Source organism: Stenotrophomonas sp. Steno-Z2 (assembly GCF_056393235.1).
Map to the genome: position 1 here is coordinate 100,620 of NZ_JBWJOY010000001.1, position 16,050 is coordinate 116,669.

Annotated in this window: 16 protein-coding genes; 10 read left to right on the plus strand and 6 right to left on the minus strand. The window is 69.7% G+C overall.

Annotated elements, in window-relative coordinates:
• Positions 1 to 482 precede the first annotated feature (482 nt).
• A complete protein-coding gene (locus tag AC06FP_RS00435) occupies positions 483 to 887 on the minus strand; it encodes a ComEA family DNA-binding protein (protein ID WP_456119465.1) in 405 nt (134 codons plus the stop codon).
• A 127-nt stretch (positions 888 to 1,014) separates the two neighbouring features.
• On the opposite strand from AC06FP_RS00435, the gene AC06FP_RS00440 reads away from it, so the two are divergent.
• The 4 genes from AC06FP_RS00440 (at position 1,015) to murU (ending at position 4,654) form a co-directional block, all read left to right on the plus strand.
• Complete coding sequence (locus AC06FP_RS00440) at positions 1,015 to 2,508, plus strand: M20 family metallopeptidase (RefSeq protein WP_456116834.1); 1,494 nt, start codon at positions 1,015 to 1,017, stop codon at positions 2,506 to 2,508.
• Positions 2,509 to 2,572: 64 nt separating this feature from the next.
• Positions 2,573 to 2,842 (plus strand): GlsB/YeaQ/YmgE family stress response membrane protein, encoded by a 270-nt coding sequence (locus AC06FP_RS00445; RefSeq protein ID WP_054667206.1) that lies wholly within the window; start codon positions 2,573 to 2,575, stop codon positions 2,840 to 2,842.
• Positions 2,843 to 2,933: 91 nt separating this feature from the next.
• Positions 2,934 to 3,947 (plus strand): aminoglycoside phosphotransferase family protein, encoded by a 1,014-nt coding sequence (locus tag AC06FP_RS00450; RefSeq protein ID WP_478074085.1) that lies wholly within the window; start codon positions 2,934 to 2,936, stop codon positions 3,945 to 3,947.
• Positions 3,944 to 4,654 (plus strand): N-acetylmuramate alpha-1-phosphate uridylyltransferase MurU, encoded by a 711-nt coding sequence (gene murU, locus AC06FP_RS00455; RefSeq protein WP_478074086.1) that lies wholly within the window; start codon positions 3,944 to 3,946, stop codon positions 4,652 to 4,654. Before AC06FP_RS00450 ends, murU begins: the two co-directional genes overlap by 4 nt.
• 101 nt (positions 4,655 to 4,755) lie before the next feature.
• On the opposite strand, the gene hda is transcribed toward murU, so the two are convergent.
• The 3 genes from hda to AC06FP_RS00470 are packed head-to-tail and all read right to left on the minus strand — an operon-like array spanning position 4,756 to position 7,780.
• Positions 4,756 to 5,451 (minus strand): DnaA regulatory inactivator Hda, encoded by a 696-nt coding sequence (hda, locus tag AC06FP_RS00460; RefSeq protein WP_456116837.1) that lies wholly within the window; start codon positions 5,449 to 5,451, stop codon positions 4,756 to 4,758.
• Entirely contained in the window at positions 5,448 to 6,623 is a 1,176-nt protein-coding gene (locus AC06FP_RS00465) for an AI-2E family transporter (RefSeq protein ID WP_478074087.1), read from the minus strand. Before AC06FP_RS00465 ends, hda begins: the two co-directional genes overlap by 4 nt.
• A complete protein-coding gene (locus AC06FP_RS00470) occupies positions 6,620 to 7,780 on the minus strand; it encodes a DUF2066 domain-containing protein (RefSeq protein ID WP_478074088.1) in 1,161 nt (386 codons plus the stop codon). The genes AC06FP_RS00465 and AC06FP_RS00470 overlap by 4 nt, the downstream gene beginning before the upstream one ends.
• A gap of 46 nt (positions 7,781 to 7,826) precedes the next feature.
• Between AC06FP_RS00470 and purM the strand changes: the two genes are divergently transcribed.
• The 5 genes from purM to AC06FP_RS00495 are packed head-to-tail and all read left to right on the plus strand — an operon-like array spanning position 7,827 to position 11,678.
• Positions 7,827 to 8,885 carry a phosphoribosylformylglycinamidine cyclo-ligase gene (gene purM, locus AC06FP_RS00475; RefSeq protein WP_478074089.1) on the plus strand — a complete coding sequence of 353 codons (1,059 nt, stop codon included), beginning with the start codon at positions 7,827 to 7,829 and terminating at the stop codon, positions 8,883 to 8,885.
• 11 nt (positions 8,886 to 8,896) lie between these two features.
• Positions 8,897 to 9,505 (plus strand): DUF2238 domain-containing protein, encoded by a 609-nt coding sequence (locus tag AC06FP_RS00480; RefSeq protein WP_478074090.1) that lies wholly within the window; start codon positions 8,897 to 8,899, stop codon positions 9,503 to 9,505.
• A complete protein-coding gene (gene purN / locus AC06FP_RS00485; protein WP_478074731.1) occupies positions 9,502 to 10,161 on the plus strand; it encodes a phosphoribosylglycinamide formyltransferase in 660 nt (219 codons plus the stop codon). Before AC06FP_RS00480 ends, purN begins: the two co-directional genes overlap by 4 nt.
• A gap of 60 nt (positions 10,162 to 10,221) precedes the next feature.
• Positions 10,222 to 10,992 (plus strand): DUF3108 domain-containing protein, encoded by a 771-nt coding sequence (locus tag AC06FP_RS00490; RefSeq protein ID WP_478074091.1) that lies wholly within the window; start codon positions 10,222 to 10,224, stop codon positions 10,990 to 10,992.
• 2 nt (positions 10,993 to 10,994) lie between these two features.
• The gene (locus AC06FP_RS00495) at positions 10,995 to 11,678 is read left to right on the plus strand and encodes a DUF3108 domain-containing protein (RefSeq protein WP_478074092.1); all 684 of its coding nucleotides are present in this window, start codon (positions 10,995 to 10,997) and stop codon (positions 11,676 to 11,678) included.
• A gap of 154 nt (positions 11,679 to 11,832) precedes the next feature.
• On the opposite strand, the gene sucD is transcribed toward AC06FP_RS00495, so the two are convergent.
• Together sucD and sucC are read right to left on the minus strand one after the other, a co-directional pair.
• Complete coding sequence (gene sucD / locus AC06FP_RS00500; RefSeq protein ID WP_456116844.1) at positions 11,833 to 12,708, minus strand: succinate--CoA ligase subunit alpha; 876 nt, start codon at positions 12,706 to 12,708, stop codon at positions 11,833 to 11,835.
• A gap of 180 nt (positions 12,709 to 12,888) precedes the next feature.
• Positions 12,889 to 14,061, minus strand: a complete 1,173-nt coding sequence (gene sucC, locus AC06FP_RS00505; RefSeq protein ID WP_104939398.1) for an ADP-forming succinate--CoA ligase subunit beta — start codon at positions 14,059 to 14,061, stop codon at positions 12,889 to 12,891.
• Between the two features lie 338 nt (positions 14,062 to 14,399).
• Between sucC and AC06FP_RS00510 the strand changes: the two genes are divergently transcribed.
• Positions 14,400 to 16,013 (plus strand): sensor histidine kinase, encoded by a 1,614-nt coding sequence (locus AC06FP_RS00510; RefSeq protein ID WP_456116845.1) that lies wholly within the window; start codon positions 14,400 to 14,402, stop codon positions 16,011 to 16,013.
• The last annotated feature ends 37 nt before the right edge of the window (positions 16,014 to 16,050 follow it).

Here is a 16,050-nt window from a genome sequence, read left to right on the forward strand (position 1 = left end):
ACACCACGCAGTCGCCGCCGGGGGTCATGCATCCGCGAGGCGATGCTCTTCCTCCTGGCAGGCTGACGCCCGCCGCCGGCCGGATGGAAGGATCAGGAAAGCCGGCAAAGCCCGCCCCGCGACAAGGCAACCAACGCCCTGCCTGCCCGCGTTGCCCGCTGGCCGTTCAGCGGCTTCAGGCGCCTGGCGGACTCAGCCTTCGCCATGCGTCGCCTGCTTCATTGCATGGCCGCGAAGCGGAAAACGGCTCACGCGCTACAGTCGGCGAGCGCCCGCACCCGGCGCCGATACAGTCCGTGCCGTCACCCGGCATCCGGCGTCCGACACCGCCCCAAAAAAAGATCGCCCGGCTGCACGTCACTGTGCAACACCGGGCGACTTCACATCCCTGTAGGCTTCCTGCCTCTCCCCTGCCTCCTGGCTGTACGGGGTTCTCCGTGTGGCCGTCATCCGGACGACGCACAATTGCGATTCCCTTCCGCTCAACGCCTCTCGACCGGTCTGGCCGTCGCCGCCTTGGCGTTCCCGGCGGCGGAGGCGGTTCCTGCGCCCACGCCGATCAGGTCACGATTCCGTTCGACCGTCTTCAACCCGATGCCCTTGACCAGCGCCAGTTCCTCGACGCTCTTGAAGGGACCGTTCGCCTGCCGGTATTCGACGATCGCCTGCGCCTTGGTGGCGCCGACATTCACCAATACCCGGTCCAGCTCCGCCGCGGTGGCGGTGTTGATGTCGACCTTGTCCGTGGCTTGCGCCGATGCGGTCAACAACAACGCCAGAACCAGTGACTTCAGCATCACGGTGAAAAGCTTCATCGCTGCAACTCCTTGTGGCTTGGACTGGAATGCCGGCATCCCCGCCGGCAAGACCAGTGTTCCGCGCCACATGAACACAGCCTATCCGCCGCGCCTCCGGCCCACAGCCGGCAAACCGCCCGATTCCTTGTAGGAAAATTCCTACAAGACGGACGGCGTAGAATGGGCGCATCTGAAACCTTGCAACCGGAGTTCCCGAATGGACAGCGCCAAGCTCGGCCAATTTCTCAGCGACAAGTGGGACAACGACATCGTCCCGCAGCTGGTCGACTACATCCGCATCCCCAACAAGTCGCCGATGTTCGATGCGAACTGGGTTGCCAACGGGTACATGGACCAGGCCGTGACGCTGATGGAAAGCTGGGCCAGGGCGCAGAAGATCCCCGGCCTGCAGGTCGAAGTGGTCCGCCTTGAAGGCCGCACCCCGCTGATTTTCCTGGAAATCCCGGCCTCCGGTCCGGAGACCGGCGACGACACCGTGCTGCTCTACGGCCACCTGGACAAGCAGCCGGAAATGACCGGCTGGGACGCCGACCTGGGCCCGTGGAAGCCGGTGCTGCGTGGCGACAAGCTGTACGGCCGTGGCGGCGCCGATGACGGTTATGCCATCTTCGGCTCGCTGGCGGCGATCCTGGCCCTGCAGGAACAGGGCCTGCCGCACGCCCGCTGCGTGATCCTGATCGAGGCCTGCGAGGAATCCGGCTCCTACGACCTGCCAGCCTATGTGGACCATCTGGCCGAGCGCATCGGCCAGCCGTCGCTGGTGGTGTGCCTGGACTCGGGCTGCGCCAATTACGACCAGCTGTGGTGCACCACTTCGCTGCGCGGCCTGACCGGCGGCAATTTCACCGTGAAGGTGCTCAACGAAGGCGTGCACTCCGGCGACGCGTCCGGCGTGGTGCCGTCCTCCTTCCGCCTGCTGCGCCAGCTGCTGTCGCGCATCGAGGACGAGAACACCGGCCGCATCCTGCTCGAAGGCCTGCACGCCGAGATCCCGGCCGAGCGCCTGGAGCAGGCCCGGCGCGCCGCCGAGGTGGTCGATACCGCCATCTTCGACAAGTTCCCGCTGGTCGACGGCCTCAAGCCGATGAACGAGGACCTCACCGAACTGGTGCTCAACCGCACCTGGCGCCCGGCGCTGTCGGTGACCGGCATCGGCGGCATGCCGCCACTGGAATCGGCCGGCAACGTGCTGCGCCCGGAAACCTCGGTGAAGCTGTCGCTGCGCCTGCCGCCGACCGCCAACGGCAAGGCCTGCGGCGAGCTGCTGAAGGAAGCGCTGCTGCGCGACCCGCCGAACGGCGCTCACGTCACCCTGGACCTGGAAAAGGCCTCCACCGGCTGGAACGCCCCGGCCATGGCGCCGTGGCTGGAGAAGTCCATCGACGACGCCAGCCAGGCCTTCTTCGGCAAGCCGGCCATGTACATGGGCGAAGGCGGCTCGATCCCGTTCATGGGCATGCTGGGCGAGAAGTTCCCCGGCGCGCAGTTCATGATCACCGGCGTGCTCGGCCCGCATTCCAACGCGCACGGCCCGAACGAGTTCCTGCACATCCCGATGGGCAAGCGCGTCACCGCCTGCGTGTCCAAGGTGCTGTTCGACCACCACGCGGCCAGCCTGCGCGGCGAGACCAGCGGCTCGCCGGTAGCGGCCGACAGCGGCACCCGCCACGGCGGCCACGGCTGCTGCTGAGCGGCGCGATGACGACGCAGCCTGGCCTTGCTAGGCTGCGTTTTTCCCTGGAGCGGGCGGACACATGAGCGGATTGTTTGGCAGCGACAGCTGGCTGTACATCATCCTGGTCGGCTTCGTGGTCGGCCTGCTGGGGCGCTTCTTCATGCCCGGCAACAACCGCATGGGCTGCCTGCTGACCATCGTGCTGGGCATCGCCGGCGCGGTGTTCGCCGGCTGGTTCGGGCGCGAGATGGGCTGGTACGCCGCCGGGCAGCCGGCCGGCTTCGTCGGCGCCATCATCGGCGCCATCGCCCTGCTGGCGCTGCTGCGGCTGGTCAGCGGCAAGCGCTGAACGTTCCACTCCTTTCCCTCGGACACGGCAACGCCACGGTGCGCCAGTGCCCCGTGGCCTGCACCTTGGCACCTGCGAGCACGCTCCACCGATGACCCCGGACATTTCCCTCGACCCGCAGCGCGCGCGGCAGCGCCTGGACTGGGCCCGCCATCGCCTGGCCGACGACACCGCCAGCATCGAGCGCGCCTCGGTGGACGCCGGTTTCCGCAGCTACTGGCGCGTGACCGGCCGTGACGGCAGCCACATCGTCATGGACGCCCCGCCCGGCCTGGAAGATCCGCGGCCGTGGTTGCGCATGCGCGAGCTGCTGCTGGCCCATGGGCTGCGGGTGCCGGCGCTGCTCGCGCAGGACCTGGACGCCGGCTTCCTGCTGCTGGAAGACCTGGGCGCGCCGACCCTGGCGCGGCTGCTGGATGCCGACAACGCCGACGCATGGTTCGACCGCGCCATGGCGCAGCTGGTCCGGCTGCAGTCGATCCCGGTGCCGGACGGTTTCGGCGAGTTCGGCGAAGCCCTGCTGCAGCGCGACGCCGGCCTGTTCGACGAATGGTTCCTGCAGCGCCATCTCGGCCTGCAGCTGGACTGCGGCGAGGTCGAAGAGCTGCAGCTGGCGCAGCGGCGGTTGATGGACAACGCGCTGGGCCAGGCGCAGCTGATGACCCACCGCGACTTCATGCCGCGCAACCTGATGCCGGTGGAAGATGGCCCGGCCGTGCTCGACTTCCAGGACCTGGTGCGCGGCCCCATCGCCTACGACCCGGTGAGCCTGTTCAAGGACGCCTTCCTGAGCTGGCCGCTGCAACGCGTGGACGGCTGGCTGGCGCGCTACCACGAGCGCGCGCGCGCCGCCGGCCTGCCGGTGCCCGACCGCGCCACCTTCCTGCGCGATGCCGACTGGATGGGCGTGCAGCGGCACCTGAAGATCCTCGGCATCTTCTCGCGCCTGCACTACCGCGACGGCAAGAGCCATTACCTGGAGGACGTGCCGCGCTTCATCGCCTATCTGGACGAAGTGCTGCCGCGCCATCCGCAGCTGTCCGGCCTGCACGCGCTGCTGGAACGGCGGATCAGGCCGGCGCTGGTCGGGCGGGCCGCGCGATGAAGGCGCTGGTTTTCGCCGCGGGGCTGGGCGAGCGCATGCGCCCGCTCACCGAACACACGCCCAAGCCGCTGCTGCAGGCCGGCGGCAAGCCGCTGATCGCATGGCACCTGGAAAAGCTGGCCGCGCTGGGCGTGCGCGATGTGGTGGTCAACACCTCGTGGCTGGCCGCGCAGTTCCCCGAGGTACTGGGCGACGGCAGCCGCTGGAACCTGCGCCTGCACTACGCCTGCGAAGGGCCCACGCCGCTGGAAACCGGCGGCGGCATGCTCAACGCGCTGCCGCTGCTGGGCCAGGCGCCATTCCTGGTGGTCAACGGCGACATCTGGACCGATTTCGATTTCTCGCTGCTGCCGCGCGAACCGGCCGGCGAAGCGCACCTGGTGCTGGTGGACAACCCGCCACAGCACCCGCAGGGCGATTACCGCATCGACGCGCAGGGCGTGCTGCACCACGACCGCGATGCGCCCTGCCTGACCTATGCCGGCATCGGCATGTACCGCCCGTCGATCCTCGAGGGCTGGCGCGCGGTGATCGGCGATGCGCCGGGCAGCGAACGCAGCCCGCCGCGGTTCAGCGTGGTGCCGCTGCAGAAGCACTTCATGGCGCAGGGCCGCATCACCGGCCAGCACCACCGCGGCCAGTGGACCGACGTCGGCACGCCGCAGCGGCTGCAGGCGCTGGAAGAAGCGCTGCGCGGACACGCGTAGCGCACGCGCTGCCATACCGGTCGGGAAGCCGACGCCGCAGTTACGGGACTTGCCCCCGGCGAAGCCCGTGCGGGGTCAGTTCCGCACCTGCGCCACGCCGCTCAGGACGCGTCGAGCACCTTGCGCAGGAACGGCACGGTGATGCGCCGCTTGGCGGCCAGCGACTCGCGGTCCAGGCGATCCAGCAGCACGACCAGTCCGCCCAGGTCGCGGCCGGTGCGGGTGAGCAGCCAGTCGATGGCCGCCTCGTCCAGCGCCAGCCCGCGCCGGACCGCGCGCTCGCGCAGCACGGCGCCGCGGCCCTCGTCGTCCAGCGCGTCCAGCACGATGCGCCCGCACTGCGACAGCCGCGAGCGCAGGTCGGGCAGCACCAGCCCCAGCGCGTCGGGCGCGGCCGTGGCGGTATAGAGCAGGGTCACGCCGGCGGCACGCGCGCGGTTGTGGAAATCGAACAGCGCCACCTCGTCGTCGCGGTCGCCGGCGATGGCGTCCAGGCCGTCCAGCGCGACCACGTCGCGCCCTTCCAGCGCTTCCAGTGCATCGCGCAGGCGCCCGGCGGCGGCCTGCAGCGGCAGGTAGGCCGAGCCGCGCCCGGCCTGCTCGGCGGCGGCGCAGACGGCCAGCGCCAGGTGCGTCTTGCCGCTGCCGGCGGGGCCGACCAGGTAGACCCAGTCGCGGCTGCCGCCGGTGGCGGCGGCGCGCAACTGCGCCAGCGCCCCGTCCGGGGCGCCGATGAAACTCTCCAATCGCTGGTCCGGCGGATAGCGCAGGGCCAGCGGCAACTGCGGCACGCTCACTTCGGTTCGACGTCCTTCGGCACGATGCCCATGCCCGGGGCGGGCTCGCCGCTGGACTGCAGCACGATGGTCGGGCCATGCCCGGCGTACAGCTCGCTCTGCCGGTAACGCTCGTGCGCGTAGCGCAGCAGCACGTTGATCACCGCCGCCGCAGGCAGCGCCAGCAGCATGCCGAGGAAGCCGAACAGCTGGCCGCCGGCCATCACCGCGAAGATCACTGCCACCGGGTGCAGGCCGATCTTGTCGCCGACGATGCGCGGGGTGAGCACGTAGCTCTCCAGCAGCTGGCCGACGACGAACACCACGCCGACCAGCGCCAGCAGCTTCACGTCGAAGCCCTGCGACTGCACCAGCGCGGCCAGCACCGCCAGCACCACGCCGGTGGTGGCGCCCAGGTAGGGAATGAAGCTGATGAGCCCGGCGACCAGGCCGATCAGCAGGCCGAGGTTGAGCCCCACCACCGACAGGCCGACCGCGTACACCACGCCCAGCGCGATCATCACCGCGATCTGCCCGCGGATGAAGGCGCCGAGCACGTCGTTGGATTCGCGCGCCAGCCGCGACACGATCTCGATGTGGTTGCGCGGGATCATCGACGCGACGCGCTCGACCAGCCGGTCCCAGTCGCGCAGGAAGTAGTAGGCCAGGATCGGCAGCAGCGCCAGGTTCACCACCCAGGTCACCATCGCGAAGCCCGAGCGCGATACGTAGCCGAACAGCGTGGTCGCCGCACCGCCGGCCTGCTGCCAATGCGTGCGCACCCATTCGAACAGGCGATCGGGCTCCAGCCAACCGAGGATCTCCACGCCGGTACGCTGCTCGATCCACGGCAGCGCCGTACCCATCAGCCATTCCTGCGCCTGCGGCAGCGCGGCCACCAGGGTGACGATCTGGCGCTGGATCATCGGCACCAGGATCAGCAGCGCCAGCGCGATCAGCAGGATCATCAGGGCGAACACCAGGATCACCGCGGTGTTGCGCGAGCGGCCGCGCGCCTCCAGCCGGTCCACCAGCGGGTCGCCCAGCCAGGCCAGCATCAGCGCGACCACGAACGGCGTCAGGATCGGCGCCAGCAGCCACACCACCCACAACCCGAACGCGGCCAGCACGCCGCGCTGCAGGCGGCGCAGGAACAGCGCGATTTCCGAGTCCGCGGTGCCGGTGCCGCTCATCGCACGCGGTACTCGGCCGGGCCGGACGCGGGCTCGCCCTCGGTGGGCGGCGCCATCGGTTGCAGCGCGGCATCGTTACCGAGCATGCGGTTCAGCCCCTGCAGGCCGCTCATCAGTTCCAGGTCCAGCTCCAGGACGTCGCCGGAGGCCTGCACCGGCACGATCGAGCGCACCACCGCCACCGACTGCAGGGTCGCGGCCACGCGCAGGTAATCGGCCGCGCTGCGGATGCCGCTGACGCGGATGCGGTAGGTGCCGGCCGCGCCCGCCACCGGCGCCTTGGCGTAGCGCTTGACCAGCGCATCGGCCGCGCCGTCGGCGCCGCCGGCCATCGCGCGGCGGGCATCGCCGTCGCGGGTGGTCCACTTGGCCAGCTCGCGGCCGTCGTCGACGAATACCCAGTCGGCCATCCAGCCGCCGCCGCTGGCGCGGTACAGCTTGCCCACCAGCTGCATCGGCGGCGCGTAGCGCGCCGAGGCGCGGGCGATGGCCGCGGTGTCCTGGCGCCAGATCGCGCCGACCAGCGCCTGCTCGGCCGCGCCGCCGCCGGGCAGGCCGAGGCGGAAGCCGCGCTCGACGGCGCGGTCCAGCAGCGGACGCGCCGCGTTCGCCTGCTGCACGCCCACCAGGCGCGGGCCGCTGCCGTCGTCGATCGCCATCCACACCACCGGCTTGGGCCGCGGCTGCGGCCATACCGGCAGGCCCAGCGCCGCGACCAGCCCGTCCACGTCGTCCTGGTGGAAGCGCGCCACCAGCATGGTGCGGAAACTCGGCGCGCCGGACGCGGAGACGCTCTGGTCCTGGCGGTAGTCGTAGCTTTCGACCATGTCCCTGGCGCTTCGCAGGGCCTGCGCCACGCCCGGCCGGGTCATCGCGCTGCGGTCGCCGGACAGCTTGCCCAGCACCGCGCCCAGCGCACGCGCCAGCGCGCCGTTGCGGTCGGCGTCGCTCTGGCTGTTGACCGGCACTTCGGCCTCATAGGGGTTCTGCGCGCTGGCCACGTCGCCTTCGGTACGCAGGCCGGACTGCGCAAGCGCCGCCGGGACGGACAGGCAGAGCGCCAGAAACAGGGAAAAGGCCAGGCTGCGACGCATTGAGGGTTCCATTGCTCGACGGTTCCGGAGGGAATTGTTGCCCGAATGCGGCCTTGGCGCCAACGTGGCCTGTTAAAATCGCCCGTTCACCCCGCCAGTGCAGCCGCCCGTGACCACTTCCCCGACCTCCGCCAACTCTCCCCTGACCTACCGTGACGCCGGCGTGGACATCGACGCGGGCAACGAACTGGTCGAACGCATCAAGCCGCTGGTCAAGCGCAGCTTCCGTCCGGAGGTGATGGGCGGGCTGGGCGGCTTCGGCGCGCTGTTCGACCTGTCGGGCAGGTACCGCGAGCCGGTGCTGGTCTCGGGCACCGACGGCGTAGGCACCAAGCTCAAGCTGGCCCAGCAGCTCGGCCGCCACGACACCATCGGCATCGACCTGGTCGCCATGTGCGTGAACGACGTGCTGGTGCAGGGCGCCGAGCCGCTGTTCTTCCTGGATTACTTCGCCACCGGCAAGCTGGACATCGACACCGCCGCGGCGGTGGTCGGCGGCATAGCCAACGGCTGCACCGAGGCCGGCTGCGCGCTGATCGGCGGCGAGACCGCCGAGATGCCCGACATGTACGCGCCGGGCGAATACGACCTGGCCGGCTTCACCGTGGCCGCGGTGGAGAAGAGCGAACTGAAGGACGGCTCGGCCGTGCAGCAGGGCGACGTGCTGATCGGCATCGCCTCTTCCGGCCCGCACTCCAACGGCTACTCGCTGGTGCGCCGCATCTACGACCGCGCCGGCCAGCCGGCCGACCTGGTGCTGGAGGACGGCGTGAAGCTGGTGGACGCGCTGATGGCGCCGACCCGCCTGTACGTCAAGCCGATCCTGTCGCTGCTGAAGGAACACGGCGCGGCCATCCACGGCATGGCCCACATCACCGGTGGCGGCCTGACCGAGAACATCATCCGCGTCGTGCCCGACGGCCTGGGCCTGGACATCGACGCCGGCAGCTGGACCCTGCCGCCGGTATTCCAGTGGCTGCAGCGCGAGGGCAACGTCGCCGACAGCGAGATGTGGCGCACCTTCAACTGCGGCATCGGCTTCGTGCTGCTGGTGCCGGCCAGCCACATCGCCGCCATCAGCGCCTCGCTCGATGCGCTGCAGCTGGCGCACTGGCAGATCGGCAAGGTGGTCGCGGCCGCCGGCGGCGAGCGCGTCCGCATCGGCTGAACCACCGCCCCATGTCCCCCGCCAAGAAGGCCGCGTTCATCGGCGTGCTCGCCGTGTTCCTGCTCACGTGGATCAAACCGCTGTGGCCGCTGGAACAGGCCCTGCACAGTTCGCTGACCGTGGCCGGGCTGGCGGCGCTGTGGTGGGTGGACCGGCGCTGGCCACTGGGCGGCGGCGCCTTCGCCGCGGTCTGCGGCTTCGTCGCCCTGCACTGCATCGGCGCACGCTGGCTGTATTCCAACGTGCCGTACGAAGCATGGCTGCAGGCGCTGGCCGGCTGGTCGCCCGGCGCGGCGTTCGGCTGGCAGCGCAACCATTTCGACCGGCTGATCCATTTCCTCTATGGTGCCTGCTTCACCCCGGCGCTGGCCCAGCTGGCGCGCCATGCCTGGCCGGCGCTGCGCGGCGGGCAGGCGTTCGCGCTGGCGGTGATGGCGGTCATGTGCTCCAGCCTGGTCTACGAATGGCTGGAATGGGGCATCGCCCTGGCGCTGTCGCCGGAAGCCGCCGAAGCCTACAACGGCCAGCAGGGCGACATCTGGGACGCGCACGCCGACATGCTGCTGGCCACCATCGGCAGCCTGCTGGCATGGCCGCTGGTGCGGCGGGCCTGGCGATGAGCGCGCCGGCCCGCATCGCCGTGCTCGCCTCCGGGCGCGGCAGCAACCTGCAGTGCCTGCTCGACGGCATCGCCGCCGGTCAGCTGCACGCCTGCATCGCCGGCGTGTTCTCCGACAAACCCGGCGCCGCGGCGCTGGACAAGGTAGCGCCGGCACTGCGCTGGGCGCGTCCGCCCCGGGACTACACCGACCGCGCGGCCTTCGATGCCGCGCTCGGCGACGCCGTGGCCGCCTGCGCCCCGGACTGGATCGTCTGCGCCGGCTACATGCGCATCCTCGGCGCCGGCTTCGTGCAGCGCTTCGCCGGCCGCCTGGTCAACATCCACCCCTCGCTGCTGCCGCTGCACAAGGGACTGCATACCCATGCCCGCGCCATCGAGGCCGGCGACGCGGAACATGGCGCCAGCGTGCACTTCGTCGTGCCGGAGCTGGACGCCGGCGCGGTGATCGCCCAGGCGCGGGTGCCGGTGCTGGCCGGCGACGACGCCAGTACCCTGGCCGCGCGGGTACTGGCGGTCGAACACCCGCTGCTGCGGGCCACGGTGCGCCTGCTCGTCGAAGGGCGCGTAGCTGAACGGGACGGCACGGTCCTGCTCGACGGTCAGTCCCTGTTTAGACCGCTGCGCCTAGATTCCGCCGGAACGCTGCAGCCCTGATCCACATGCCGCTGATGCGCAGGCTGGCATGATCCGCTTCCCACCCGCCCCGATCCGAGCATGACGACCGCCTTCCTCAAACCGGTACTGCTGGCAAGCCTGCTGACCACCCTGCCGGTCCTGGCCCAGGACGCGGCGCCCGCCGGCGCGGCGGCGCTGCCGCCGGCCGAATGGAACCCGCCCGCGCTGGAGCCGTTCGTCGCCACCTACCAGGCCTTCTACAAGGGCAAGGAAGCGGGCGATGCGACCATGCGCGTGGTCCACAACGAAGGCAGCCGCTGGCGCGTGGACATGGCCGTGCGCGGCCGCCGCGGTTTCGCCGGCGTGCTCGGCCTGAACCTGGAACAGAGCACGGTCTTCGACAACGAGGGCGCGGTGTACGTGCCTCTGAGCCAGAGCACGGTGAAGAAGGCGCTGTTCCTGGGCAAGAAGGTCACCGGCACCTACAACTGGCAGGAAGGCACCGCGCAGTGGCAAGGCGACCTGAAGAAGGAGCGCCAACGCCCGATCCCGCTGCAGCGCGGCGACCAGAGCGCGCTGCTGCTCAACCTGTCGCTGATGCGCGATGCCCGTCCCGGCCAGCCGCTGCGCTACCGCTACGTGGACGTGGGCCGGGTGCGCCAGTACGAGTACCAGGCCGCCAGCGCCACCGAGACCGTACAGGTAGGCGACCTCAGCTACGACGCGCTGCGCGTGTACCGCACCAATGGCGGCAACGACGAAACCATCCTGTGGATCGCCAACGGCGTACCGACCCCCGTGCGCATCCTGCAGCGCGAGGACGGCGAGGACGCCATCGACCTGCGCCTGACCGAATACCAAGGAGCCTGAGCATGAAACCCTTCCTGCGCCCCCTTCCGCTGGCCGTCGCGGCCCTCGCCGCCCTTGCCAGCCTGCCGGCCCTGGCCATGCAGCCCTTCACCGCCGACTACCAGGCCAGCTACATGGGCCTGCAGGCCAACGGCGTGATGACCCTGGCCGCGGAGAACGGCGGCAAGTGGCGCTACACGCTGCAGGTCAAGAACCAGCTGGCCGAGCTGAGCCAGAGCACGCTGTTCGACGAACAGAACGGCCAGCTGCGCCCGCTGAGCAGCCATGACGCGTCGGTGATTCCGTTCAAGCGCCGCGCGGTCGACGCCCGCTACGACTGGGGCAGCAGCCAGGCCACCTGGAGCGGCGACGTGAAGCCGGACCGGCGCGGGCCGGTGCGCCTGCAGAGCGGCGACATGGACGGCCTGCTGATCAACCTGGCCATCGCCCGCGACGTCGCCGCCGGCAGGCCGCTCAACTACCGCATGGTGGACGACGGCCGGATCAAGACGCTCTCCTACCGCGTCGTCGGCAAGGAAACCATGACCGTCGACGGCAAGGCCGTGGAGGCGACCAAGGTGTCGCGCGTGGACGGCAACAAGGAACAGATCGCCTGGGTCGCGCCGGGCATGCCGGTGCCGGTGCGCCTGCTGCAGCGCGAAGGCGGCAAGGACGCGCTGGACCTGACGATCAAGTCGCTGCGCTGACCGGTGGCAACCCCGTAGGAGCGACTTCAGTCGCGATGAAGCTTTCCCGGTGAAGCCCCTCGCGACTAAAGCCGCTCCTACAAAAATGCAGCGGTAGCGCACAAACGAAAAGGCCGCCCGAGGGCGGCCTTTTCGTTGCGCGTCGCGGCGGGTCTTACTTGACCAGCTTGGCGATGGCGGCGCCCAGGTCGCCCGGCGAACGCACGGTGACGACGCCGGCGGCTTCCATCGCGGCGAACTTGCCTTCCGCGGTGCCCTTGCCGCCCGAGGCGATCGCGCCCGCGTGGCCCATGCGCTTGCCGGCCGGAGCCGACGCACCGGCGATGAAGCCGACGACCGGCTTCTTCACGTGGTTCTTGATGTACTCGGCGCCGGCTTCCTCGGCGTCGCCGCCGATTTCGCCGACCATGATGATGCCTTCGGTCTGCGGGTCTTCGTTGAACAGCTTCAGGCAGTCGACGAAGTTCAGGCCGTTGATCGGGTCGCCGCCGATGCCGATGCAGGTGGACTGGCCCAGGCCGACTTCGGTGGTCTGCTTGACCGCTTCATAGGTCAGGGTGCCCGAACGCGACACGATGCCGATCTTGCCCGGCTTGTGGATGTGGCCCGGCATGATGCCGATCTTGCACTCGCCCGGGGTGATCACGCCGGGGCAGTTCGGCCCGATCAGCACGGTCTCCGGGTAGGTGCGGGTCAGCACGTTCTTGACCCGCAGCATGTCCAGCACCGGGATGCCCTCGGTGATGCAGACGATGACCTTGATGCCGGCGGCAGCGGCTTCCAGGATCGCGTCGGCCGCGAACGGCGGCGGCACGTAGATCACCGACGCATCGGCGCCGGTGCTGGCCACGGCATCGGCCACGGTGTTGAACACCGGCAGGTCGATGTGGGTGGTGCCGCCCTTGCCGGGGGTGACGCCGCCGACGACCTGGGTGCCGTACTCGATCATCTGGGTGGCGTGGAAGGTGCCCTGCTGGCCGGTGAAGCCCTGCACGATCACCTTGGTGTTCTTGTTAATCAAAACGGACATTCGTTTGAGTCCTCTGAATCTCTTGCTGTTGTCGGCTTCGGAACCACGTGATGTTCCGCCATGCGGAACATCACTCAGACATGCCTCCACATCCCCCACATCGCCGCTTCGCGTCGATGTCGCCCCCTTGACTCAAGGGGGCTGGAGAAGCGCAGCCCGGTGCCCCGAAACAGGGAATGATCAGGCGGCGGCGTTCTTGACCGCTTCAACGACCTTCTTGGCGCCGTCGTTGATGTTGTCGGCCGGGATGATGGCCATGCCGCTGTCGCGCAGCAGCTGCTTGCCTTCTTCCACGTTGGTGCCTTCCAGGCGCACCACGACCGGAACCTTGACGCCCACTTCCTTGACCGCGGCGATGATGCCCTCGGCGATCATGTCGCAGCGGACGATGCCGCCGAAGATGTTGACGAAGATGCCTTCGACCTTGTCCGAGGACAGGATCAGCTTGAACGCCTCGATCACGCGCTGCTTGTTGGCGCCGCCGCCCACGTCCAGGAAGTTCGCCGGCTCGCCGCCGTTGAGCTTGATGACGTCCATGGTGGCCATGGCCAGGCCGGCGCCGTTCACCATGCAGCCGATGTTGCCGTCCATGGTGACGTAGTTGATGTCCAGCTCCGAAGCGGTCACTTCGGTCTCGTCTTCCTGGGACTTGTCGCGCATGGCGACCAGTTCCTTGTGGCGGAAGTTGGCGTTGTCGTCGCTGTTGAACTTGCCGTCCAGCGCGTACAGGTTGCCGTCGTCCAGGATCGCCAGCGGGTTGATTTCGACCAGCGCCAGGTCCTTTTCGTTGAAGATGCGGTACAGGTTCACCATGATGTTGGCGAACTGGCCGGCCTGCTTGGCGGTCAGGCCCATCTTGAAGCCGATGTCACGGCCGTGGTAACCCTGCACGCCCTCGACGAAATCCACGTTCAGGGTGTGGATCTTGTCCGGGGTCTCGGCGGCGACCTGCTCGATCTCCATGCCGCCTTCCGAGGAGGCGATGAAGCTGATGGTGCGGGTGCCACGATCGACCAGCACCGACAGGTACAGTTCCTTGACGATCTCACCGGCGGTGGTCACCAGCACCAGGTTGATCGGCAGCTCGACGCCGGCGGTCTGGTAGGTCGCCATCTTGGTGCCAAGCATCTTGGCCGCGGCAGCCTTCACGTCTTCGACGGTCTTGCAGAACTTGACGCCGCCGGCCTTGCCGCGGCCGCCTGCGTGGATCTGCGCCTTGACCATCCAGGGGCCCTGGCCCAGCGACTGGGCAACGGCCACCGCCTCGTCCGGGGTAGCCGCGACCTTGCCGGCCGGGACGGGGATGCCGTACTCGGCAAGCAGTTGTTTTGCCTGGTATTCGTGGAAATTCATGTGTCACCGTGGGAATGGGAACAACCGCCACGAGTCCACAGGGCCATCGGATGGCCTTCCTGCAGGGCGGGCGGGCCCACCATTGTCGCCGACCGCGGCCCGTGGCGCAAAAAAACCGCCCCGAGCGGTTCCTGGCATCGCCCGTCGATGGCCCGAAGGGTTCTCCCCGCCGCGGCAGGGCGGGAACAGGGCAACGCCCCCCGGGACGTGTGCAGGGAGCGGAATCGGGCGCCATTCCAGGCACTTGCCGGTCACCGGCAGAGCCCCCGCCCCTGGCCCACGGCGGCGCCCTGCCCGCACCTATACTCCGTCCTGCCGCCCGCCGCCGGAGCCCGCGCTTGCCGTCCCGTTCCTCCCTGATCGACCGCCTCGAATCGATACCGCGGCGCGAGCTCTATTTCTTCGCGCTGTACCGGGTGCTGATCGCCAGCCTGATCGCGGCGCTGGTGTTCAGCCCGCTGAGCGCGCTGATGAGCGAGGCGCACCACCCGGTGCTGGCGCGCGCGGTCTGCGTCGGCTACCTGCCGGTCGCGCTGGGCCTGCTGGTGTGGGGCCGCAACGAACGCTGGCTGCAGCCGCTGGTCCTCTGGGGAGCGATGACCGACATCCTCGCCGCCACCCTGCTCACCCACGCCCTGCCCGGCGCCAGCGCCGGCATCTCGATGAGCCTGCTGTTCAACATCTCCGCCGCGGCCATGCTGCTGCCGCTGTCGCGCGGCATGCTGGTGGCGGTGGTGGCCAGCCTCGCCACCGTGGCCGAGTTCGGCTGGCGCGAATTCGAGGGCGGGCAAAGCACCCGCACGCTGGCCGAGCTGGCGATGTTCATCACCAGCTACCTGGCCCTGGCCTGGATCAGCTACCAGATCGGCAACCGCGCCCGCCGCAACCAGCAGCTGGCCGAGCGGCGCGGCGCCGAGGTCGCCAACCTGTTCGAGATCAACGAGCTGATCATCCGCCGCATGCGCACCGGCGTGCTGGTGGTCGACGGTGGCGGCCGCATCGCCCTGGCCAACGAAGCCGCCGCGGCCCTGCTCGGCGAAGCCGGCGATGGCCTGGCCGGCGGCGAGGCGCGGCTGGGGCAGGTGGCACCGGAGCTGGCCCGGCGCCTGCAGCGCTGGCGCAACGGTTCCAGCGGCGAGGAACTGCCGCTGCAGCTGGCCAACGGCCAGGCCGAGGTGCAGCCGCGCTTCGCCCGCCTGCTGGCCGGCAGCGACCAGACCCTGCTGTTCCTGGACGACACCAGCGTGGTCTCGCGCCGCGCCGAATCGCTGACCCTGTCCACCCTCGGCCGTTTCTCGGCCAGCCTCGCCCATGAGATCCGCAACCCGCTGGCGGCGATCAACTACGCCGCCCAGCTGCTGGAGGAATCCGACGACCTGGGCGACGCCGACCGGCGCCTGCTGCAGATCATCCACCAGCAGTGCCAGCGCACCAACGGCATCGTCGAGAGCGTGCTGGCGCTGGCCCGCCGCGAGCGCGCCAGCCCGGAGAACCTGGACCTGGCCAGCTTCGTGCGCCGCTTCGTGCTGGAGTACCGGCAGACCCTGTCCACCGAGACCGACGACGTGGAATCCATCATCCGCGAATCCTCGGTGCCGGCGCTGATGGACCCGCGCCACCTGCACCAGGTCCTGACCGCGCTGGTGCACAACGCGCTCAAGTACGGGCGCATGGGCGACGAGCCGGCGCGGGTGCGGATCCGCGTCGCCTCGTCCGGCCGCCATGCGGTGATCGATGTGATCGACCGCGGACCCGGCATCCCGGAGGCGGTGGCCACGCAGTTGTTCCGGCCGTTCTACACCACCTCCGAACACGGCACCGGGCTGGGCCTGTACATCGCCCGCGAGCTGTGCCGGGCCAGCCAGGCGCAGCTGGACTACATCCCGGTCCCGACCCGCGGCGCCTGTTTCCGCATCGTCATGGCCGCGCCGCACGGCGCCTTCGCCGCCTGATCCCGGTGCAGGCGCGCGCCGGAAGATGACGCCCAGC

Excerpts from the sequence above, each read along its gene's own strand:
- AC06FP_RS00435 (WP_456119465.1), bottom strand. The coding sequence starts at position 887 with ATGTGGCGCGGAACACTGGTCTTGCCGGCGGGGATGCCGGCATTCCAG.
- AC06FP_RS00440 (WP_456116834.1), top strand. The coding sequence starts at position 1,015 with ATGGACAGCGCCAAGCTCGGCCAATTTCTCAGCGACAAGTGGGACAAC.
- AC06FP_RS00445 (WP_054667206.1), top strand. The coding sequence starts at position 2,573 with ATGAGCGGATTGTTTGGCAGCGACAGCTGGCTGTACATCATCCTGGTC.
- AC06FP_RS00450 (WP_478074085.1), top strand. The coding sequence starts at position 2,934 with ATGACCCCGGACATTTCCCTCGACCCGCAGCGCGCGCGGCAGCGCCTG.
- murU (WP_478074086.1), top strand. The coding sequence starts at position 3,944 with ATGAAGGCGCTGGTTTTCGCCGCGGGGCTGGGCGAGCGCATGCGCCCG.
- AC06FP_RS00465 (WP_478074087.1), bottom strand. The coding sequence starts at position 6,623 with ATGAGCGGCACCGGCACCGCGGACTCGGAAATCGCGCTGTTCCTGCGC.
- AC06FP_RS00480 (WP_478074090.1), top strand. The coding sequence starts at position 8,897 with ATGTCCCCCGCCAAGAAGGCCGCGTTCATCGGCGTGCTCGCCGTGTTC.
- purN (WP_478074731.1), top strand. The coding sequence starts at position 9,502 with ATGAGCGCGCCGGCCCGCATCGCCGTGCTCGCCTCCGGGCGCGGCAGC.
- AC06FP_RS00490 (WP_478074091.1), top strand. The coding sequence starts at position 10,222 with ATGACGACCGCCTTCCTCAAACCGGTACTGCTGGCAAGCCTGCTGACC.
- AC06FP_RS00495 (WP_478074092.1), top strand. The coding sequence starts at position 10,995 with ATGAAACCCTTCCTGCGCCCCCTTCCGCTGGCCGTCGCGGCCCTCGCC.
- sucD (WP_456116844.1), bottom strand. The coding sequence starts at position 12,708 with ATGTCCGTTTTGATTAACAAGAACACCAAGGTGATCGTGCAGGGCTTC.
- sucC (WP_104939398.1), bottom strand. The coding sequence starts at position 14,061 with ATGAATTTCCACGAATACCAGGCAAAACAACTGCTTGCCGAGTACGGC.